Here is a 20,896-nt window from a genome sequence, read left to right as displayed (position 1 = left end):
CGCAGAAGCGGGGTCTCGACCGCGACTACAGGTCGCGGATCATGTTGGTGATCCGCACGGTCGAGCAGCGGCGGCCCTGGTCGTCGCTGATCGCGATCTCGTGAACCGTCAGGCTGCGGCCGAGGTGGATGGGCGTGCACACGCCCGTGACGATCCCCGATGTCGCCGAACGGGTGTGCGTGGCGTTGATGTCGATGCCGACCGCCAGGCGATCGGGCCCGGCCCACAGGTTCGCCGCCATCGAGCCGAGCGATTCGCCCAGCACGACGTAGGCGCCGCCGTGCAGCAGGCCGACCGGCTGCGTGTTGCCCTCGACGGGCATCGTGGCGACCGATCGTTCGACCGTGAACTCGACGAACTCCATGCCCATCTTCGCGGCGAGGGCGCCCATGCCGCGCTCGCGCACCCAGGCCAGGCCATCGACGTCTGCGGGGGAGTAGTCGGCGCTCATCGTCCACCTTCGGATGCTGCGGGTCGGGGTAGGTCGGGCGTCCGTGCCCACGTCTAGGCTGGCAGGGTGACGGACTCCGCAAAGCCTACCCTTCTCGTCGTGGACGGCCATTCGCTGGCCTACCGCGCGTTCTTCGCTCTTCCGGTCGACAACTTCACGACGAAGGACGGGCAGCACACCAACGGCATCTACGGGTTCCTGTCGATGTTCGTCAACCTCGTCAAGGCCGAGAAGCCGACGCACCTGGCCGTCGCGTTCGACACGTCGCGGCACTCGTTCCGCACGGATCGGTACGCCGAGTACAAGGCGAACCGCTCCGAGTCGCCGGCCGAGTTCACGGGGCAGATCCCGCTGCTGCAGGAGTGCCTGGCCGCGATGAACGTCACCGTGCTGACGCACGAGGGCATCGAGGCCGACGACATCCTCGCCACCCTGGCGACGCAGGGCGCCGCGCAGGGCTACGACGTGCTGGTGTGCTCGGGCGACCGCGACACCATCCAGCTGGTCACCGACGACGTCACGCTGCTGTATCCGAGCGTGCAGGGCGTGTCGCAGCTCAAGCGCTACACGCCGGATGCCGTCGTGGAGAAGTACGGGCTGCCGCCGGCGAACTACCCCGACATCGCGGCCCTCGTCGGCGAGACGAGCGACAACCTGCCCGGCGTGCCGAAGGTGGGGGAGAAGACCGCCGTCAAGTGGCTCACGCAGTGGGGGAGTCTCGACGCCCTGCTGGAGAACGCCGACAAGGTCACCGGCGTCGTGGGCGGCAACCTGCGGGAACACCTCGACGACGTGCGGCGCAATCGCTCGCTGAACGCCCTGCTGCGCGACGTCGATCTCGGGGTCGCCCCGGCCGACCTCGCGGTGCAGGCGCTCGACGCGCAGGCGGTGCGCGACATCTTCGCGCGGCTGGAGTTCCGCACGCTGCTGCCGCGCGTGTTCGACGCGATCGGCGGCGACCCCGACGAGGTGGCCGCCGCCTCCGCCCCCGCCGTCGCCGCACCCACGCCGGTCGAGCTCGACGGCGCGGCGCTGGCCGGCTGGATCGCGGCGCTGCCGGCCGACGCCGAGGTCGCCCTCACCCTGACGACCGAGGGCGGCCTGCCCGCGCGGCTCGGCCTCGCGACGGGGGACTTCGCCGCCGAGGCGAGCTGGGGCGACGCCGTGACCGACGCGCTGCGCGCCTGGCTCGAATCCGACACCCCGAAGGTGTTCGCCGATGCGAAGCCTCAGGTCAAGGCCCTGCGACGCGCCGGAGTGCGGCTGGGCGGACTCGTCTTCGACCCGGTCCTCGCGGGCTGGCTGCTGCGTCCGAGCTTTCCCGACAAGGGGCTCGCCGACCTCGTCGACCGCTACCTCGACGAGAAGCTCCCCGAGGCCGACCCCACCCAGCTCGTCCCCGAGACCGAGGGCGCGACCCCCGGTCAGCTGTCGTGGTACACCCTGCGGGTGACCGAGGCCATGCGGCCGGAGGTGCCGGCATCCGTCGCGGCGGTCCTCAGCAACATCGAACTGCCGACGCTCGACACGCTCGCCGACATGGAACTGGCCGGCGTCGCCGTGTCGCACGAGAAGCTGTCGGGCTTCTCGGCCGAGCTCGCCGCGCGCGCCGAGGGCGTCGCGCAGCTGGCGTACGCCGAGATCGGCCGTGAGGTGAACCTCGGCTCGCCCAAGCAGTTGCAGGAGGTGCTGTTCGACCAGCTCGAACTGCCGAAGACGCGCAAGACGAAGACCGGATATTCGACGGATGCCGCCGTCCTCGCCGACCTGCAGGAGTCGAACCCGCATCCCTTCCTCGATCTGCTGCTGCAGCATCGCGAGGCGACGAAGCTGCGCCAGATCATCGAGTCGCTGGATGCGGCGATCGACGCGAGCGGCCGCGTGCACACGACGTACGTGCAGACCGGCAGCCAGACCGGGCGCCTGTCGAGCACCGACCCCAATCTGCAGAACATCCCGATCCGCACCGAGGAGTCGCGCCGCATCCGCGCGGCGTTCGAGGTCGGCACCGGCTACGAGACACTGCTGACGGCCGATTACTCGCAGATCGAGATGCGCATCATGGCGCACCTCTCCGGCGATGCGGGACTGATCGAGGCCTTCAACTCCGGCGAGGATCTGCACCGGTTCGTCGGCGCCCGCGTCTTCGGCGTCGATCCGGCCGACGTGACGCCGTTCATGCGCACGAAGGTCAAGGCGATGTCCTACGGGCTCGTCTACGGCCTGAGCGCGTTCGGACTGTCCAAGCAGCTGCGCATCGAACAGGCCGAGGCGAAGCAGCTCATGACGGAGTATTTCGCGCGTTTCGGCGCCGTGCGCGACTATCTGCGCGCCTCGGTGCAGCAGGCCCGCATCGACGGGTTCACCGAGACGATCTTCGGGCGACGACGTCCGTTCCCCGACCTCGCCAGCCCCAACCGCGTGCTGCGCGAGAACGCCGAGCGGGCGGCGCTGAACGCCCCGATCCAGGGCAGCGCGGCCGACATCATGAAGATCGCGTTGTTCCGCATCCACGACGAGTTCCGGTCGGAGGGGCTTGCGTCGCGGGTGCTGCTGCAGATCCACGACGAACTCGTCGTCGAGGTGGCGCCGGGGGAGTGGGAGGACGCCGCGCGCATCGTGCGGGGCCGCATGGCCGACGCCGCCGAGCTGTCGGTGCCGCTCGACGTGCAGATCGGGCGTGGCGCGAACTGGGACGTCGCGGCGCACTGACACCCCGCGCGGCCCCGGGTTTAGGCTCGAGGGATGACGAACCTCCAGCGCACCCCCACGCCGATCGACGAGGTCGCCGAGGCCTGGGTCGACACCGCAGCCGAGCTCTCACCGGGGCTTGCCACCTACATCGGACGCTTCGAGCACAACGGACGCCTCGACGACCTGTCGCCCGCAGGCACCGCGGCGGGCCTGGCAGCCCAGAAGGAGACGCTCGCCGCGCTGCGCGCCGCCGAGCCGGTCGACGACGTCGACGTCGTCACGAAGGCCGACCTCGCGGGCGATCTCGAGCTGTCCCTCGCGCTGCACGACGCCGGGGCGCACCTGCGCGACCTCAACGTCATCGCCTCGCCGGCGCAAGAGCTGCGCAACGCCTTCGACCTCATGCCCACCGACACCGAGGACGACTGGTCGGTGATCGCGACACGCCTGGGCGCCGTGCCCACCGCGATCGCCGGCTACGTGCAGACCCTGCGCGAGGGCATCCGCACCGGGGTCGTCCCGGCGCGGCGCCAGGTCACCGAGGTCGTCGAGCAGATCGCCCGCTACACCGGTGCCGACGGGTTCTTCGCGACCTTCGTGGGCGACGCCGCTCCGGCCGGCGCCGGCGCTCTGCCGGCATCCCTCGTGCGCGACCTGTCGGCCGGCGCCGACGCGGCCCGCGCCGCCTACGACGGGCTCGCGGGCTTCTTGCGGGACGAGCTCGCTCCGGCGGCATCCGAGGTCGACGCGGTCGGTCGCGAGCTCTACGCGTTGCACTCCCGACGCTTCCTCGGGGCCGAGATCGACCTCGACGAGACATACGAGTGGGGGCGCGAGGAGCTTGCCCGCATGGTCGCCGAGCAGGAGGCGATCGCGAACGAGATCCTCCCCGGGGCGACCGTCGAAGAGGCCGTGGCGTTCCTCGAGAACGACCAGGCGCGCAAGCTCCACGGCACCAGGCCTGCAGGAGTGGATGCAGGCCACCAGCGACCGCGCCGTCGCAGAGCTGGGCACGACGCACTTCGACATCCCCGAGCCGATCCGCCGGCTGGAGTGCATGATCGCGCCGACGAACGAGGGCGGCATCTACTACACCGGCCCGACCGACGACTTCTCGCGCCCCGGCCGCATGTGGTGGTCGGTGCCGGAGGGCGTCGACTCGTTCGACACGTGGCGAGAGCTGACCACGGTGTACCACGAGGGCGTGCCGGGGCACCATCTGCAGATCGCGCAGGCGGTGTACAACCGCGCCGAGCTGAACTCGTGGCGGCGGCTGCTGGCCGGCTCCAGCGGCCACGCCGAGGGTTGGGCGCTGTACGCCGAGCGGCTCATGGAACAACTCGGGTACCTCGACGACCCGGCCGACCGCCTCGGCATGCTCGACGGGCAGCGCATGCGCGCCGCCCGCGTCGTGCTCGACATCGGCGTGCACCTGGGCAAGCCGCGTCTCGACGGCGACGGCACGTGGGATGCCGACTATGCGCTGGCGTTCATGCTGCGCAACGTCAACATGCCCGAGGAGTTCGTGCGCTTCGAGGTCAACCGCTACCTCGGCTGGCCGGGGCAGGCGCCGTCGTACAAGGTGGGCCAGCGCATCTGGGAGCAGATCCGCGACGAGGCCGCCGCCCGCGAGGGCGCCGGCTTCGACGTCAAGCGCTTCCACATGCGTGCGCTGCGCCTGGGTGGGGTGGGGCTGGATACCCTGCGGATGGCGCTCGCGCAGTAGCGCTCACTCTATGGCGAGCACGCGTGAACGCCACCACCGTCCCAGGGAGCGCGCGGCGCGATCCAAGGGGCTGCCCAGCGGATTGTCGCTGACCATGTACGTCCACGTCGCCGACGGGCGGCGCAGGCCGAGCGCCGCGATGTCCTGACCGAGCTGGTCGGCCGTCACGCCCGCGATGATCCCGGCGGCACGGTCGTAGGCCTCGTCGAAGAACCCCGCGAACGCGCGCAGCGCGAGGCGGTGGAACTCGTCGCGCGGGTTCACGCCGGCGAGCGCCCGCAGATGGATGCCGTCGCGCACCTCGCTCAGGTACGCCAGATGATCGCACCAGTGCTCGTCGAGGCACCAGAGCGTCACGTCCCGGGTCAGCGCGCCGACGACGTCGGGGGCGGATGCCGCGGTTAGCTCCGCAAGCGGACCCGCGGCCCGCTCTGCCACCGGCATCCGTTCCCCGGACATCACCTCTTCGCGCTCGACCAGCACGGTGTGCCGTTGCCGGGCGATGGCCCGGTTGAAATCCCACGTGGCGCGGTGACGGTCGCGGCGCACGCCCTCGGCGATGGCCTGCGCCTTGTCGACGATCTTCCCCAGCTCCTTCTGGTCGAGCCGGGCGCCGCGGCGACGGAGCTTGTCCACCAGGAACTCGGGCGCGTTGGCCTGCACGAGCTCGTCGGCCGCACTGACGAGCGTGACGGACTCGCCGGGGTCGCCCTGCCGGCCCGCGCGTCCGCGCAGTTGCGCGTCGAGCCGTCCGGACGGGTAGCGCCCCACCTGCACCACGGCGAGCCCGCCGATGCCGGCGACCCGGGCATGGTCGTGCTCGTCCTGGCCGCCGAGGCGAATGTCGGTGCCGCGCCCCGACATCTGCGTCGAGATGGTCACGGCGCCGAACTCACCCGCCCGGGCGATCACGGCCGCCTCCTGCGCGTCGTTGCGGGCGTTGAGCACGCGCGTCTCGACGCCGGCGACGCCCAGCACGGCGGCGAAGCGCTCCGACTCGGCGACGCTCTGCGTACCGACCAGCACGGGCTGGCCGTTCTCGTGCCGGGAGCGGACTTCCGCGACGGCGGCATCCGTGCGGCTCGCCTCGTCGAGGACGACCCGCTGCGGATGATCGACGCGCCGGTTCGGTCGCCGCCGCTCGACGCGGCCGGAGCGCAGGTCGTAGAACTCGGCCAGGTCTTCGGCGACCGCGACGACGGTGCCGCTCATCCCGACGAGAGTGCCGTATTCGCGCAGCAGATCCTGCACGGTGAGGGTGTCGAGGATGACGCCGGGGGAGGAGACCTGCACCCGCTCCTTCGCCTCGATCGCCGCGTGCAGCCCGTCGGGCCAGCGCTGCTGCTGCGCGACGCGTCCCCGGGCGGTGTTGATGAGCCGGATCGCGCCGTCGTCGACGAGGTAGTCGACGTCACGCGCGATCAGCACGTGCGCGTGCAGCGCGAGGTTGATGCGCGTGAGCGTCGCGGTGTGGGCGGTGTCGTAGAGGTTGATCCCGCCCAGACGGCGTTCCAGCCGGTCGAGCCCCGCGTCGGTGAGGGTGACGGTGGCGCGGTCGGCGTCGACGGCGAAGTCGCGACCGCCGTCGAGGTCGCGGACGAGCGCGTCGGCGAGGGCGAAGTCTTCCGGCGCGTCCGGGGCGGAACCCGCCAGGACCAGCGGCGACATCGCCTCGTCGATCATGACGGCGTCGGCCTCGTCGACGATCGCGACGCCGAGCCGCGGGCGCACCCGGCCGGCATCCGTCGTCGCGAAGCGGTCGCGCAGCACGTCGTATCCGATCTCGCTCACCGGGGCGTAGACGACGTCGCGGCGGTAGACCTCGCGCCGCGTGGTGGCGTCGGTGTCCTGGCCGATCCAGCCCGTCGTGAGATCGAGCACCTCGAACAGCGGCGCCATCCACTCCGCGTCGCGCCGGGCGAGGTAGTCGTTGACCGACACGACATGGATGCCGGAGCCCGCCGTCCCGGGCCTGACCGCGAAGGCGGCGGCCGCGAGGGCTCCGACCAGGGTCTTGCCCTCGCCGGTGTCGAGCTCGACGGCATGGCCGGTCAGCAGCGCGCACGCGGCGAGCAGCTGCTCGTCGAACGGTCGCTGGCCGAGCGCGCGTTCGGCGGCGACCCGCAGCACGGCCAGCAGGTGCGCCTGCGGCGCCCCGCGGCGGTCGGCCGGGCCGACGAACGCATGCGCGCGGGCGGCCGCGGCGAGAGCCTCGTCGCCGAGGGCGTGGGCCCATGCCTCGTGCTCGGCCGCCTCCCGTACGACGGGCTCCAGTCGAGCCAACGACGCGCTGCCCGGGGTGCCGATCGCTCGCGACAGCCACCCCATCCCGGCAGTCTATGGTCGCGGCGACCGCCGCCGCACCATTTCCCGAACCGTCCGGGACGCTCTCGACCTACGCCCCCTCCGGCCCCCGGCCGCCGTCACCGCCGTCACCGCCGTCACCCGCCGAGCCAGCCTCTTGTTGTCGAGCCTGCCGGTTGCGAACGGTCTGCAAGCGGCAGGGTCGTGCATATCGGGCTGATTCGACGACGAGAGTGGTGGGCACGGATGCGTGTGAGCGACGGCGCCGCCCTGCGGCGGCCGTAGGCTGAACGGGTGGCATCCGTTCGCTTCGTCGCCATCGGCGACTCCTTCACCGAGGGTGTCGGCGACGAGCTGCCGGACGGCACCGTCCGCGGCTGGGCCGACCTCGTCGCGCAGGGGTGGGCCGATTCGCGCGGCGAGAGCATCGAGTACGCGAACCTGGCGATCCGCGGCAAGCTCGTGTGGCCGATCGTCCGCCAGCAACTGGAACCCGCGCTGGCACTGCATCCGACGCATCTGTCGTTCAACGGCGGCGGCAACGACATGCTGCGCCCGCGGACGTCGATCGCGCATATCGCCGACGCGTTCAGCCAGGTGCTGCGCCGCTGCGACGAAGCGGGGGTGCGGCTCGTGCTGCTGTCGGGTGCGAATCCGTCGGCGCAGCTGCCGCTGGGCCGGCTCATCCAGCGCCGCGGCGACCTCATGTCGGAGGCGGTCATGGATCGGATGGGGGAGCGCACCGACGTCGTCCGCGCACTGAACTGGCCGGATGCCGCGTTGTCCGCCCCGTCGTTCTGGTCGGAAGATCGCCTGCACATGAACAACCGCGGCCACCACCGGGTCGCGGCGCGCGTGCTCGAGGCGCTGGGTGAGCGGGTGCCCGACGGCTGGTGGTCGCTGCCGGAACTCCCCGAGCGCGACGTGCTCGGCAGGCGCGACTATGCACGCGAGCATCTCGGACCGTGGGTCAAGCGGCGCCTGACCGGAACGTCATCGGGCGACGGCCGGGAGCCGAAGTTCGGCGGCGGGTGGATCGAGGTCGCGCCGCGGGCGTGACGGCATCCGTCGTCAGCTGCGCGGCCTGCGCGGCTCGTCGATACCCATGACGACGCGGGTGCGGCGCCGTTCGATCACGATGAACGTCCACCCCAGCACCCACAGCGGCACCTGCGTGAGGAACGCGAGGCGGAACGCGTCGAGGTCGTAGGTGGCGGGCGTGCCCGCGCCCTGCAGGTCGAGGGCGAGCCCGATCGCGAAGATGGCGATGAGGGCGGCGAGGAATCCGCCGACGTTCGTGATGCCGGTCGCGGTGCTCAGCCGGTGGGCGGGGTTGTGCGCGCGGGCATGGTCGAACGCGATCATGGATGCCGGTCCGCCCATCGCGAGCGCCACGGCCAGCGCATACAGCAGCCACAGCGGGGCCGGCCCCGGCCAGGCGATCACCGCCATCCACGCGACGAACTGCGTCGCGATCGCCGGCAGCACGAGCACGCGGGAACGCCGATAGGGGTTGCGGCGCGACAGCTCGCCCATGACGGGGCCGAGCACCATGCCGACGACGACGTAGGTCGACAGCACGGCGGCGGCATGCCCCTTCGAGAGTCCCTCGCCGGCCGTGAGGAAGGGCATGCCCCACAGCAGCACGAACGCGGTGCCGGCGAACGGCGTCGTGAAGTGCGACCAGAACGCGAGCCGCGTGCCCGGGTGCGCCCACGCCGCACGGATGCCGACGCCGGTGTCCATCGACGACCGCACGACCCGGATCGCGCCGGTGTTCGTGTCGACCGAGATGTCGGCACCGCGTTCGGGCGGGTGGTTGCGGATGAGGGCGAACACGAGCACGGCGAACAGCACGCACAGCCCGGCGATGCCGCCGAACACGGTCTCCCAGCTGGTCGCGTGCAGGATCGCCGCGAGGGGAGCGAGGGCGAGCAGCTGCCCGGATTGCCCGACGAGTCCGGTGAGCTGGCTCATGAGCGGCCCGCGCTGCGCGGGGAACCAGGTCGCGATCAGGCGCAGCACGCCGGGGAAGATGGCGGCGTCGCCCGCGCCGAGCAGCATCCGCGCGAAGATCGCGACGCCGACGCTGGGGGAGAAGGCGAGCGTCAACTGGCCGACCGCCATCAGGAGCATGCCGATCGTCATGATCGGGCGCGCGCCGTAGCGGTCGAGGAGCAGCCCGACCGGGATCTGCATGCCGCCGTACACGGCGAGCTGTACGACCGCGAACATCGACAGGGTCGCGGCATCCGCCCCGAAACGATCGGCCGCATCGACACCGACCGCCGACAGCGAGCTGCGGTTGATCACGGCGAGCATGTACGCCGCGACGCCGACGCCCCAGATGAACCACGCCCGCCAGGCGGCGCGGCGGTCATAAGTCACCCGTCCACGCTACCCCGCCGCCGCCCGCCCGCCGCGCCGCCGCCGCCCGCCCGCGTGAGAAACCACATCCTGCGTGAGAAACCACTGCAGATGTGGTTTCTCGGGCGCGATGTGGTTTCTCGCCGCCGGTGTGTGCGCGGCGGCGGGGAGTTAGCGCTTCTGTAGGGTGACGATGCGGGTCGCCATCCACGGGCCGCTCCACCACATCCGCCAGCCGACGCCGCGCACCTCGGGTGCGCCGCCGCTGAGATCGCGCAGCACGGCGGGATACTCGCGCACCTTGCCGATGTCGACGATGAGCAGTCGGCCGCCGGGGGAGAGGACGCGCCAGGCTTCGTGCAGAGCCGTGCGTCGGCCCGCGGCGGAGGGGATGTTGTGGATCGACAGGCTCGCCGTGACGAGGTCGAACTGCTCGTCAGCGAACGGCAACTGCGTCATATCCCCGGTCGTGACGTGCACGCGGTCGGCGACGCCGTTCTCCCGCGCGTTGGATGCCGCCGCCTCGGGGGAGTTGCCCGACTGATCGATGCTGCGCCACAGGTCGATGCCTTCCACCCGGGCGTAGGGAAACCGGTGCGCGATCATGATCGAGACGGCGCCTCGCCCGCATCCCAGATCGAGGACGCGTCGCGGCGACGGGTCGAGGTTCGCGAGGAGCTCGTCCCACACGAGAAATTTTCCGCGCAGCGTGGCATACCAGAACAGCGCGCCGCACGCGGCGAACAGGGCCGCGAGGATGACGACGATGACCGTGATGACGACGGGGGTTTCCCACCAGAGCGCGCCGCACACGGCAAGCGCGACGTAGGCGACGGCGAGCGCGATCCACAGCCACGGCACCCACGGTGCGTCGTTGCCGTAGCTGCCCGCGGGACGAGGAGGCGTCGTCATGCGCTCATGCTACGCGCGTGGCGCGGGCGCGTACTGCGAGCCCGAGCGGGTGCGCTCCAGCAGTCCGTGGTCGACGAGGTAGCGGCGCAGCACGGCGACGTCGCCGCCGGGAGCGTAGCGCTCGAGCCGCTCGCCGACCTCGGCTTCGGTGAGCACGTCGTCGGGCGCGAACGCACGGGCTGCGATCCACGCGAGCAGCGTGCGACGGTCGCCGGCGCCAGACGGATACCGGTCGATGCGGCCGTCGCGATCGAGGAAACGCTCCGGCCCGGTCGGCTGGGGACCGGTGGCCAGCAGCCCCCGCACGACCGCCGGGTCGAAGACGACGGCGTCGTGCTCGCGCCGGACGACTCCGAGCTCTTGCAGCCGCTCCAGCGCGCGCTCGCGTCGGCGCGCGGTGGGCGGGGCCGCCGTCTCGGCGAGGACGGCACGGACGTCGTCGTTCAGCAGCGCTGCGACGACGCCGCGCCACCGCTCCGGTTCCGTCGTCTCCACGCACCCACGCTAGCGGCGGTCGGCCCGCGACTGCATCGCCGAACAGTGATATCAAAGCATCAAATTTGGTGATGCTATGCTGTCAAAATGCGAACGACCGTGACTCTGGACCCGGATACGGAAGCGCTCGTCCGACGCCTCATGGCCGAACGCGGAGTGTCGTTCAAGCGCGCGCTCAATGACGCGATCAGAGGTGGAGTCACGGCGAAGCCGCGGGGGAGTGTCACGCGCACGCGCGCGATGGGAGCGCCGAGGATGGACCTCGACCGTGCGCTGACGATCGCGGGTGCGCTCGAAGACGAAGAGCTGGTGCGCCGCCTGCAGGTGGGCACGTAGTGAGAGTCGTCGACGCGAACGTCCTGCTGTATGCCGTCAACGAAGACGCGCCCCAGCACGACGCCTCGAGGGAGTGGCTCGACCGGGCACTGTCGGGGGAGGACACGGTGGGATTCGCGTGGGTGGCCATGCTCGCCTTCGCGCGGCTGTCGACTCGCGGCGACATCTTCGCTCATCCGCTGTCGCCCGGCGAAGCGTTCTCCCAGTTGGACGACTGGGTCTGTGCGCCCGGTGGACGTGTCGTGCACCCGGGGGAGCGCCACCTCGGCATCCTCTCGTCGCTTCTGGCCGAACTCGGGCTCGGCGGCAATCTGGTGAACGGCGCGCACCTGGCGGCCCTTGCGCTCGAACATCGAGCGAGCGTGGTCAGCTATGACAGCGACTTCACGCGGTTCTCCGGTTTGCGCTCGCACACGCCGGCTCAACTCCTGAGGTAGATGGGCGGAGTCGGGGGAAGCGGCATCCGAATCTAAACTGACATAATGTGTATTATCAGCGAACCGAAGAAGAGGCAGCGCCCGCACGGACCGTAGCATCGAAGGATGCTGGAGACGCTCACCGGGTTCGTCGTGGTCGGCGTCGCCATCGCGGTGGGATACGTCCTCGGGCGCATCGATCTGCTCGGGCCGCATGCGCGCCACGTGCTCAGCCGGCTCACGTTCTTCGTGCTGTCGCCGTTCCTGCTGTTCGTCGTGCTCGCGCAGGCGGATGTCCACACGCTCTTCTCGGCGCTGCTGCCGGTCTCGGCGATCGCGGCCGCCGCCGTGTTCGTCGTGTACGCGCTCATCGCCCGCTTCGCCTGGCGGCGCGACGTCGGCGAGACGCTGATCGGCACGCTGTCGGCTGGTCAGGTGAACTCGAACAACATCGGCATCCCACTGTCGCTGTATCTGCTCGGCAGCGCCGCCTATCCGGCGCCGGTCATCCTCATGCAGTTGCTCGTGTTCACGCCGATCTCGATGGCGATCTTCGAGGCCGTCACCGCGCACAGGCCGGGCCAGCGCCGGCTCGGGCCGATCCTGCGTCGCACGGTGACCAATCCCGTCGTGGTCGGGTCGGTGCTGGGCGTCGCGGTGTCGGTCTCCGGCGTGAAGCTCCCGCCGATCGTCCTCGACCCGGCGCAGCTCATCGCGAACGCGTGCGTACCGGTGCTGCTCATCAGCTACGGCATCTCCCTGCACGGCCAGCGGGTGCTGGGCAGCGCCGGCCGCCGCCGCGACGTGCTGCTGGCGACCGGCCTCAAACTGTTCCTCATGCCCGTCGTCGCCTGGGTCGTGGCGGCGTTCGTGTTCCATCTGCCCGCGCACGAAACACTCATCGTCACGGTGCTCGCGGCGCTGCCGACGGCCCAGAACGTCTTCAACTACGCGCAGCGGTTCGACATCGGCGAGACCGTCGCACGGGACACGGTATTGCTCACAACCGTGGGATGTGTGCCCGTACTGGTCGCGATCACCGTCCTGCTGGGATGACCGGTGTGCTCGACCCGGTCCCCACAAGTGAGGATCATGACGGCGTCTGCGCACGTCGTCCACGCTCCGCATCACTGCGGGCATAATCTGAAACTGCATCCCACACAGGGGATATTCAGAAAGGGCAAGTCATGACCACGGAAACCTCGTTCGAGAAATCGAGCGTCAACGGCATTCGTATCGCGCTCGGACTTGCGGGGCTATTGACGCTCATTGCGGGCGTCCTTGTCCTCGCGTGGCCCGGCCAGACCGCCGCGGTCGTCACGGGGATCATCGCGATCTACATCATCGCGACCGGCCTCGTGTACGCGGGCCTCGGCATCTTCTCGAAGACGAAGGGCGGATGGGCTCGCATCGGCCACATCGTCCTCGGACTCCTCTTCGTCATCAGCGGCATCGTCGCGTTTGCAAACCTCACGGCCACAAAGCTTCTACTGGCCATGTTCGTCGCGATTCTCGTGGGAATCTCATGGATCATCGAAGGGGTCGTATCGCTGTCGACGATCGGCGACAGCGGTTCGAAGGTGTGGACCGTCATCTTCGCGATCATCTCGATCATTGCCGGAGGCTACCTTCTCCTCTCGCCACTGTGGGGAGCCGTCGTACTCTGGTGGCTTCTGGGCATCATGCTGATCGCGATGGGGCTGGTGAACGTCATCCGCGCCTTCACTTTCGGCAAGGGCTGACATTCGCGCGTGCACACACGAAGCGCCCCGGTCCCTACGGCCGGGGCGCTTCGAGGTTCCGAGGCGAGGATGCCGCTCCCCCTCCTACCCCACCGGCAGGTGGCGGTTCCACCAGTCCAGCACGGCCTCGAACCGTTCGATGCGGTGACGCGGACGCCCCGAGCGGGTGAGTTCGTGGTCCTCCCCCGGGAACACGAGCAGTTCCGCCGGCGTCCCCTGGCGCTTCAGCGCCGTGTAATACCTGGTGGCCTGCTCGAGCGGGCAGCGGAAGTCGAGTTCGGAGTGGATCACGAGCGTCGGCGTCGTCACGTCGCCGACCACCGCCATCGGGCTCTGCGTGGCGATCTGCTGCGGGTCGAGGCCGACGTACTCGTCGCCGAAGAACGAGCCGATGTCGCTCGTGCCCTGGAAGCTGACCGGGTCGAGGAATCCGCGCTCGACGATCGCCCCGGCGAAGCGGTGGTCGTGCGCGATGATCCACGCCGTGAGGTATCCGCCGTACGAGCCGCCCATGATGCCGACGCGCGACCCGTCCAGCCGCGCATCATCCGCGACGACCCCGTCGAAGAAGTCGATGACGTCGTCGAAGTCGACCGTTCCCATCCGGCGCTGGATGCTGCGCCCGTGCGCACGGCCGTAGCCGGCACTCCCCCGCGGGTTGCTGTACACGACCGCGTAGCCGGCGTCGACGAGCACCTGCGTCTCGTCGAAGACATGTATGCCGTACGAGGCATATGGTCCGCCGTGGATCTGCAGGATGACCGGGAACGGCCCCTCCCCCTCCGGCACGGCCACCCAGCCGTGGATCGGATATCCATCGCGACCGGCTATTTCCCGCTCCTGCGGGACGACGATCCCGCTGCCACGCAGGCCGGCGCCGAAGTCGGTGACCGACCCCTCACCGACGACCGCGAGTTCGCCGAAGGTGTCGCGACCGGCGAGCGAGACGACCACCCGCTCCCCCGACGGGCTGTCGGCGCGAACGCTGACCGCGTGCCCTCCGACCTCGACGTCGCCCGCGAACACGGGTCGCACGGTGCCGTCGCGGCCGACCCGCAACAGGTCCACGCGCCCGCGCGTGCGATGCTGCACCAGGAAGTCGTCGCCGATCGGGGTGATGTGCGAGCCGACCTCGCCGAGGTCGATCGTCTCGGGGTCGGTGAGCGGCCGGGCGTCGCCGTCGCTCTCGATGACCCACAACCCGACGCCCGGCGCGACGAAATCGACGTGCGCCCCGCCGGCATCCGACGACCCGACCGCGAACGCCAGCAGCGCGATCGCGCCGTCGCCGGCCACCGCGACCTCGTCGATCGACAGCCCGGCGGCACGCCCGAGCACCTCCCGCGATCCGGAACCGTCGACCGCCACCGCGAGCAGCGGCGTGCGCAGATCGCGCGGACCGTCCTCGATCTCGTCGGCGATCGACAGGATCTCCGACCCGTCGGCGGAGAACGCGACGCCGAAGTGCGACACGCCGCCGTCGGTGAGCTGGGCCGCCGTCGCGGCGACCCGCACCGGCTTCGGCGCCGGCTCCCCCTCGGGCCGCACGGCGGCGGCCGGCGCGTAGAGGGGCTCGGCATCGACGTCGGGCGCATCGATCACGAAGAGGTGCGAGGGCCGGTCGCCGATGTACCCGAGTCCGTTGGCGTGCCAGCGGATGCCGGTGATCCGCCGCGGCGCCTCGGCCGCGGCATCCAGACCCTCGATCGTGCCGTAGCGCCCCTGCGCCGGCACGCGCGCCGTGAAGCCCAGGCGCGCCCCGTCCGGCGACCAGGCGAACCCACCGACGCCGCCGCGGGCATCGGTCGCCTGCACCGGCTCGCCGCCGGTGGCGGGCACGACGAACACCTGCGGTGTGCCGTCGGCATCCGCCCGGACGAACGCCACCCGCGACCCCTCCGGCGACACCCGCGGCTGCGCGTCGGCGACGCCGCGCGTCAGGCGTCGCCGGGCACCGCCCGGCAGCTCGACCCGCCACAGCTGGCCGACGTTGCGGCCTGCCGCGAGATCGGGCCGCGAGGTGGCGAAGACGGCGAACGAACCGTCGGGGGCGATCGTGGGCCGTCCGACCGCGATCAGGTGCTCGATGTCGGTGGCGCGCATGTCACTGCCCGCGGAACGAGCTCACGTCGCCGACGAGCCGCGTGTTGTCGGCGGGCACGGGGTCGACGGCGGCCTGTGCGACCTCGGCGGCGAACTCCGCGACGTTGTACAGCTTGCCTGCCTCTTCGCGGCGCGACGCGATCGCGCCGGGGTTCACACGCTCCAGCAGCGTCGCGGTGATCGTACCCTCGATCATGTCGCCCGAGACGACCGTGAAGCCGATGCCCCGCTCGGCGAGCCCGGGGATGAGCTCGCGCAGCGCATCCTCGCCGGCGCGCTTGGACAGCGCGACGCCCTCGTAGGCGTCCATCGTCGGCGTCGTGCGGATGAAGTGCGCCTGGTGGCTCGTCACGAACACGACGCGCGACCCCTCCCCCAGCAGCGGCAGGGCGCTCTCCAGCACATTCACCTGCGCGTCGCGGTTGAGCTTCAGGGCGTAGTCCTCGGCCATGCCGCCCTCCATGCCGCCGGAGGCGTTGAGGACGAGGATGTCGAGCGAGCCGAACTTCTCGCGCACGTCGTCGAACATCGCCTGCACCGAGGCCGGGTCGGTGAGGTCGGCACCCACGACGAGCGCCTCGACGCCGAGCCCCCGCACCTCGGCGGCGAGCTTCTCGGCGCGCGGCGCCTTGTTGCGGAAGTTGATGACGACATTCGCGCCGGCCTGCGCGAAGTACCGCACGGTGTCGGCGCCGATGCCGCGCGACGAACCGGTGACGAGTGCGGTCTTGCCGGCGAGGGTGCCGGCGGGGATGGGCTGCGACATGCGTGCTCCTGCGATGCGACGGGGTGGCCAGGCGGCCTCGTCCCGGCGATGCCGGGACGGTTCCGACACTACCAATCGCGCCGCGACGCCGAAGTCGGCGGCACGGCGCACGCGCAATGTTAGGGTTCGAGCAGGGAAACCAGCCCGGGACGGGCGGAACGAGGAAGGGAGCGAGGATGCTGCCGGATCTCACCGAGTACATGTGGATCGCCTGGCTCTCGCTGGCGGTGATCTTCGTCATCATCGAGCTGCTGACGCTCGAGTTCACCTTCCTCATGCTCGCCGCCGGCACGCTCATCGGCGGCCTCGGCGTGAACCTGCTCGGCGGCGTCTGGTGGCTGCAGATCCTCGCCGCCGCGGTCATCGCGGCCCTGCTGCTGTTCACGATCCGCCCGCTGCTGCTGCGGCTGCTGCACCGGTCGAGCGGGCTGCACCCCACGAACGTCGATGCCCTCTACGGCATGGGCGCCCGCGTCGTCGCGGCGTTCGTCGACGGCCGGGGGTCGGTGCGCCTGGACAACGGCGAGCAGTGGACCGCGGAGATCGCCGACGGCTCCGTCGCGCCCGCGATCGGCACGCGTGTCACCGTCACCGCCGTCCGCGGCGCCACCGTCGTCGTCGCGCAGACCTCACCAGAGAACCCCACCGAGAGGGGCACGGAATCATGATCGACATCGGCAGGTTCATCGGGCAGATCTTCATCATCGTGCTGCTGGTCGTCGTCGCGATCTTCGTGATCGTCGTCATCTTCCGCTCGATCCGGATCATCCCGCAGGCGTATGCGGGCATCGTGGAGCGGCTGGGCCGCTACCAGCGCACCCTCTCCCCCGGCCTGAACGTCCTCGTGCCGTTCATCGACCGCCTGCGCCCGCTCGTCGACATGCGCGAGCAGGTCGTCTCCTTCCCGCCGCAGCCCGTGATCACGGAAGACAATCTCGTCGTCTCGATCGACACGGTCGTCTACTTCCAGGTGACCGACGCGCGCGCCGCGACGTACGAGATCGCGAACTATCTCGGGGCGGTCGAGCAGCTCACCACGACGACGCTGCGCAATGTCGTCGGCGGTCTCAACCTGGAAGAAGCGCTCACGAGCCGCGACGAGATCAACGGTCAGCTGCGCGTCGTGCTCGACGAGGCCACCGGCAAGTGGGGTCTGCGCGTGTCGCGCGTCGAGCTGAAGGCGATCGACCCGCCGCACTCCATCCAGGACTCGATGGAGAAGCAGATGCGGGCCGAGCGCGAGCGGCGCGCGACGATCCTCACCGCGGAGGGCTCGAAGCAGTCGCAGATCCTCGAGGCGGAGGGCCGCCGCCAGGCTGACATCCTGCGCGCCGAGGGCGAGAAGCAGGCCGCGATCCTGCGCGCCGAGGGCGAGGCGCAGGCGATCCAGGCGGTGTTCGACGCGATCCACGCGGGGCGCCCCGACGACAAGCTGCTGGCCTACCAGTACCTGCAGACGCTCCCGAAGATCAGCGAGAGCGCGTCGAGCAAGCTGTGGATCATCCCCAGCGAGTTCACCGAGGCGATGAAGGGTCTCGGCGGTGCCTTCGCGGGCAAGGCGGCGGATGCCGGGTCGCACCCGCCCGCTCCCGGCGACACCCGCCCGTGACCCACCCCTGGTTCGCCGCACCCGCGCCGCGGGTGCTGGCGCACCGCGGTTTCGTGCCCCGCGACGCGGAGGGGATCGTCGAGAACACGCTCGCCGCCTTCGCCGCCGCCCACGCGGCGGGCGCGCGCCACGTGGAATCGGACTGTCACCTCACCGCCGACGGCGTCGTCGTGCTGTTCCACGACGTCGACCTCCGCCGTGTGACCGGCGACCCGCGCAGGATCGCCGAGGTGACGCACGCCGAGCTGGCGCGCATCATGGCCGATCGCGGCGGGCTCGCGACGGCGAGGGACGCGCTCGAGGCCTTCCCCGCGCTGTGTTTCAACCTCGACGTCAAGGCCGCCGCTGCCGCGGTGCCGCTGGGGCGCATCGTGGCGCCGCACGCCGACCGTGTGCTGCTGACGAGCTTCTCCGATGCGCGCCGCACGGCGGCGATGGATGCCGCGCGCGCCGCCGGCGGCTGGCCCGCCACCTCGGCCGGCCAGGCGACGGTCGCGCGGGTGCTCGCGGCGGTGACGACGCGCTCCGGCGCGCTGACCCGTCGGGCGCTGCGCGGCCTCGACGCCCTGCAGATCCCGGAGCGGCAGGGTGCGCTGCGCATCCTCACCCCGCGGCTGCTGCAGTTCGCGCACGACCACGGCGTCGAGGTGCACGTGTGGACCGTGAACGACGCGTACACCATGGGGCGCCTGCTCGATCTCGGGGTCGACGGCCTCGTCACCGACCGCACCGATCTCGCGCTGCGGGCGGTCGCCGAACGCCGCTGACGGCCGCGCCGCGGACTCGCGGAAGGGCTGAGCATCCGCTGTGAAACCGTGATGGAATCGGTCGGTTCGGATGATGCACACAGGTGGGGGCGTTATACCTGACACCTGACGAGAGGACCACAAAATGGCAGACCGCAGCCTGCGCGGCATCCGACTCGGCGCTTCCAGCCTACAGAGCGAGGAAGGCGTCGTGTTCCACGAGCGCGCCAATCACACCTACGTCTGCACGCAGTGCGGACGCGAAACCACCCTGACCTTCGCCGCCGACGCCGAGGTGCCCGAGGCCTGGGAGTGCCGCACGTGCGGCGCCGAGGCCGTGCGCCGGGTCGGCGACACCGTGATCGAGGTCGACCATTCCGCCGACAAGGCTCCCCGCACCCACTGGGACATGCTGATGGAGCGTCGCACGGTTCCCGAGCTCGAAGAGCTGCTCGAAGAGCGCCTCGCTCTCCTGCGCGCCCGCCGCGGCGCCGACGACGAGGTGCGTCTCAGCGCCTGACGCTCACTGCGATCCACCGACCCCGGTCGCCGATTCCCCCGGCGCACCGGGGTCTTCGGCGTTGCGGCGCCGTGAGCGCCGTGCGAGGAGGGCGACCACGACGAGGGCCAGGATGCTGCCCCAGCCGAGCACGAACTGGATCGCGGGACCGGCGAGCACGGCGGGCGTCAGGCCCGTGCGCAGCGGCACCTCGGTGACCATCGCCCCGGCGGTGTCGGCGGCGAGGCCGTCGAGTTCCGTGCCGTCGGGCGCGATGACCTGGCTCGTGCCGACGGTGGAGAGGTTCACGACCGCCCGCCCGGTCTCGATCGCGCGCATGCGGGCGAACGCCAGCTGCTGCAGGTTCTCGTCGGTGCCGCGGAAGTCGGCGTTGTTGGTCTGGAAGAAGTAGACCTCGGCGCCGTCGTGCGCGCCCTCCCAGATGACGTCGTCGTAGATGACGTCGAAGCAGATCGCGAGGCCCACGCCGACGCCGTTCACGTCGAGGAACGGCGCGTTGGTGCCCGGCGTGTACTCGCGCTGGATCAGGCCGATGAGGTCGGGGGCGAGCATCTCGTAGAACCAGCGGTCGGGGACGTACTCCCCCATCGGCACGGGGCGCCGCTTGTCGTGGTAGGCGACGGGGTTGTCGGCTCCCGCCTCCCAGAGCATCGACGTGTTGAATATCCGGTCGCCGCGGTGTGTCGCCGCGTTGACGACGAGCGGGGCGTCGAGCTTCTCCGACAGCCGGTCGAGGGCCTGCGCGACGGAGTCGTCGGTCGTCGGGTCGGCGTCGATGCCGCCCTCCGGCCACACCAGCACGTCGAGATCCTGCCCCACGATCGGCGCCGTCGCGTCCAGCTGCGCCTGGAAGACCGCGTATTGCTGGCGTTCGTCGAAGTAGCCGGCGGGGCCGTTGCCCTGGACTGCGCCGACGGTCCAGGTGCCGGCATCCGTCGTCGGGAACTGCGGCAGGAGCAGCAGCACCGCCGCCGTCACGGCCGCCGGCAGCGCCGTGGAGAGGTTGCGGAACCGGCGCAGGCGCGCCCACTCGATGACGGCGGCGGTGAAGAACACCATGGCGAACGTCACACCGCTCACCCCGGTCCACGAGGCGAGGTGGGCGAGCGGGCTCTCGGACTGGCTCATGCCGATGCGGCCCCAGGGGAACCCCGTGTACGGCCACGAGCCGAGGAACTGCTCGCGCGCCGTCCACAGTCCCGCCACGAGGGCGGGCAGGGCCAGCAGCCGGCCCCACGTGCCGGGCGCGACGCGCGGCATCCATCGGTAGGCGAGGGCGATCACGATCGCGCCGAGGCCGCTCAGCAGGGTCTCGAGGCCGGCGAGGGCAAACCACGGCACGACGCCGAGGTAGCGCGTGATCCAAACGATGTGGGTGAGAAAGAAGGATGCCGCGAACACTGTGCCGACGGCCCAGGCACCCCAGGCCGACCGACCGACGAGGCTCACGAGCGACAGCGCGACGCCGAGGAACGCGAGCGGCCACCAGCCGACCGACGGAAAGGCGCTGTCGAGCACGGGACCGCCGAGGGCCGCTGCGGGCAGCGCCAGCGCGAGCGGCATCAGCGGGCGGGGTCGTTCACTCACTCCCCGAGCCTAACCGCCCCGCCCCCGCCCCTCGCCCTCGCCCCTCGCCCCGCCCTCGCCCCCGCCCCCGCCCCTCGCCCTCGCGCTCGCCCCTCGCCCCCGCCCTCACCCCGCCCTCGCCC

At 71.0% G+C, this 20,896-nt stretch carries 18 protein-coding genes and 1 pseudogene; 11 read left to right on the top strand and 8 right to left on the bottom strand.

The features are described from left to right. Positions 1 to 25 precede the first annotated feature (25 nt). Complete coding sequence (locus tag QM720_RS11280; RefSeq protein WP_415126569.1) at positions 26 to 451, bottom strand: hotdog fold thioesterase; 426 nt, start codon at positions 449 to 451, stop codon at positions 26 to 28. 66 nt (positions 452 to 517) lie between these two features. Here QM720_RS11280 and polA point away from each other — a divergent pair, with 66 nt between their 5' ends. Continuing rightward, positions 518 to 3,163 carry a DNA polymerase I gene (gene polA, locus QM720_RS11275; RefSeq protein WP_415126567.1) on the top strand — a complete coding sequence of 882 codons (2,646 nt, stop codon included), beginning with the start codon at positions 518 to 520 and terminating at the stop codon, positions 3,161 to 3,163. A gap of 33 nt (positions 3,164 to 3,196) precedes the next feature. Beyond that, a pseudogene (locus QM720_RS11270) lies at positions 3,197 to 4,871 on the top strand (DUF885 domain-containing protein). Between the two features lie 3 nt (positions 4,872 to 4,874). On the opposite strand, the gene secA2 reads toward QM720_RS11270, so the two are convergent. Next, the gene (gene secA2 / locus QM720_RS11265; RefSeq protein WP_415126565.1) at positions 4,875 to 7,199 is read right to left on the bottom strand and encodes an accessory Sec system translocase SecA2; all 2,325 of its coding nucleotides are present in this window, start codon (positions 7,197 to 7,199) and stop codon (positions 4,875 to 4,877) included. A 270-nt stretch (positions 7,200 to 7,469) separates the two neighbouring features. On the opposite strand from secA2, the gene QM720_RS11260 reads away from it, so the two are divergent. Beyond that, complete coding sequence (locus QM720_RS11260) at positions 7,470 to 8,234, top strand: SGNH/GDSL hydrolase family protein (protein ID WP_415126563.1); 765 nt, start codon at positions 7,470 to 7,472, stop codon at positions 8,232 to 8,234. 12 nt (positions 8,235 to 8,246) lie between these two features. Here QM720_RS11260 and QM720_RS11255 read toward each other — a convergent pair whose 3' ends face one another. From QM720_RS11255 to QM720_RS11245, 3 genes are all read right to left on the bottom strand, one after another. Continuing rightward, positions 8,247 to 9,497 (bottom strand): MFS transporter, encoded by a 1,251-nt coding sequence (locus QM720_RS11255; protein WP_415127908.1) that lies wholly within the window; start codon positions 9,495 to 9,497, stop codon positions 8,247 to 8,249. Between the two features lie 216 nt (positions 9,498 to 9,713). Then, a complete protein-coding gene (locus tag QM720_RS11250; protein ID WP_415126561.1) occupies positions 9,714 to 10,454 on the bottom strand; it encodes a class I SAM-dependent methyltransferase in 741 nt (246 codons plus the stop codon). A gap of 9 nt (positions 10,455 to 10,463) precedes the next feature. Next, positions 10,464 to 10,949, bottom strand: a complete 486-nt coding sequence (locus QM720_RS11245; protein ID WP_415126559.1) for a DUF2087 domain-containing protein — start codon at positions 10,947 to 10,949, stop codon at positions 10,464 to 10,466. 87 nt (positions 10,950 to 11,036) lie between these two features. Between QM720_RS11245 and QM720_RS11240 the strand changes: the two genes are divergently transcribed. From QM720_RS11240 to QM720_RS11225, 4 genes are all read left to right on the top strand, one after another. Further along, on the top strand, positions 11,037 to 11,285 hold the full coding sequence (locus tag QM720_RS11240; RefSeq protein ID WP_415126557.1) for an antitoxin: 249 nt from the start codon (positions 11,037 to 11,039) through the stop codon (positions 11,283 to 11,285). After that, on the top strand, positions 11,285 to 11,722 hold the full coding sequence (locus QM720_RS11235; protein WP_415126555.1) for a type II toxin-antitoxin system VapC family toxin: 438 nt from the start codon (positions 11,285 to 11,287) through the stop codon (positions 11,720 to 11,722). Before QM720_RS11240 ends, QM720_RS11235 begins: the two co-directional genes overlap by 1 nt. Before the next feature lie 105 nt (positions 11,723 to 11,827). Continuing rightward, positions 11,828 to 12,757, top strand: coding sequence for an AEC family transporter (locus QM720_RS11230; RefSeq protein WP_415126553.1), 930 nt, complete (start codon positions 11,828 to 11,830; stop codon positions 12,755 to 12,757). 131 nt (positions 12,758 to 12,888) lie between these two features. Further along, positions 12,889 to 13,443 carry an HdeD family acid-resistance protein gene (locus tag QM720_RS11225; protein WP_415126551.1) on the top strand — a complete coding sequence of 185 codons (555 nt, stop codon included), beginning with the start codon at positions 12,889 to 12,891 and terminating at the stop codon, positions 13,441 to 13,443. Between the two features lie 84 nt (positions 13,444 to 13,527). Here QM720_RS11225 and QM720_RS11220 read toward each other — a convergent pair whose 3' ends face one another. Together QM720_RS11220 and QM720_RS11215 are read right to left on the bottom strand one after the other, a co-directional pair. Then, on the bottom strand, positions 13,528 to 15,546 hold the full coding sequence (locus tag QM720_RS11220; protein WP_415126549.1) for a S9 family peptidase: 2,019 nt from the start codon (positions 15,544 to 15,546) through the stop codon (positions 13,528 to 13,530). A 1-nt stretch (position 15,547) separates the two neighbouring features. After that, positions 15,548 to 16,312 (bottom strand): SDR family oxidoreductase, encoded by a 765-nt coding sequence (locus QM720_RS11215; protein WP_415126547.1) that lies wholly within the window; start codon positions 16,310 to 16,312, stop codon positions 15,548 to 15,550. A gap of 176 nt (positions 16,313 to 16,488) precedes the next feature. Here QM720_RS11215 and QM720_RS11210 point away from each other — a divergent pair, with 176 nt between their 5' ends. From QM720_RS11210 to QM720_RS11195, 4 genes are all read left to right on the top strand, one after another. Next, positions 16,489 to 16,980, top strand: coding sequence for an NfeD family protein (locus QM720_RS11210; RefSeq protein WP_415126545.1), 492 nt, complete (start codon positions 16,489 to 16,491; stop codon positions 16,978 to 16,980). Next, the gene (locus QM720_RS11205; RefSeq protein WP_415126543.1) at positions 16,977 to 17,921 is read left to right on the top strand and encodes an SPFH domain-containing protein; all 945 of its coding nucleotides are present in this window, start codon (positions 16,977 to 16,979) and stop codon (positions 17,919 to 17,921) included. The genes QM720_RS11210 and QM720_RS11205 overlap by 4 nt, the downstream gene beginning before the upstream one ends. Further along, a complete protein-coding gene (locus tag QM720_RS11200) occupies positions 17,918 to 18,688 on the top strand; it encodes a glycerophosphodiester phosphodiesterase family protein (protein WP_415126541.1) in 771 nt (256 codons plus the stop codon). Before QM720_RS11205 ends, QM720_RS11200 begins: the two co-directional genes overlap by 4 nt. 124 nt (positions 18,689 to 18,812) lie before the next feature. Further along, positions 18,813 to 19,187: an RNA polymerase-binding protein RbpA gene (locus tag QM720_RS11195; RefSeq protein WP_415126539.1), complete on the top strand. Its 375-nt coding sequence runs from the start codon at positions 18,813 to 18,815 to the stop codon at positions 19,185 to 19,187. Positions 19,188 to 19,190: 3 nt separating this feature from the next. Here QM720_RS11195 and lnt read toward each other — a convergent pair whose 3' ends face one another. Continuing rightward, on the bottom strand, positions 19,191 to 20,774 hold the full coding sequence (gene lnt / locus QM720_RS11190; RefSeq protein WP_415126537.1) for an apolipoprotein N-acyltransferase: 1,584 nt from the start codon (positions 20,772 to 20,774) through the stop codon (positions 19,191 to 19,193). Positions 20,775 to 20,896 lie beyond the last annotated feature (122 nt).

It is taken from the genome of Microbacterium sp. (assembly GCF_047602155.1).
Classification (GTDB): domain Bacteria; phylum Actinomycetota; class Actinomycetes; order Actinomycetales; family Microbacteriaceae; genus Microbacterium.
This window is presented reverse-complemented; position numbering and strand designations above follow the sequence as displayed.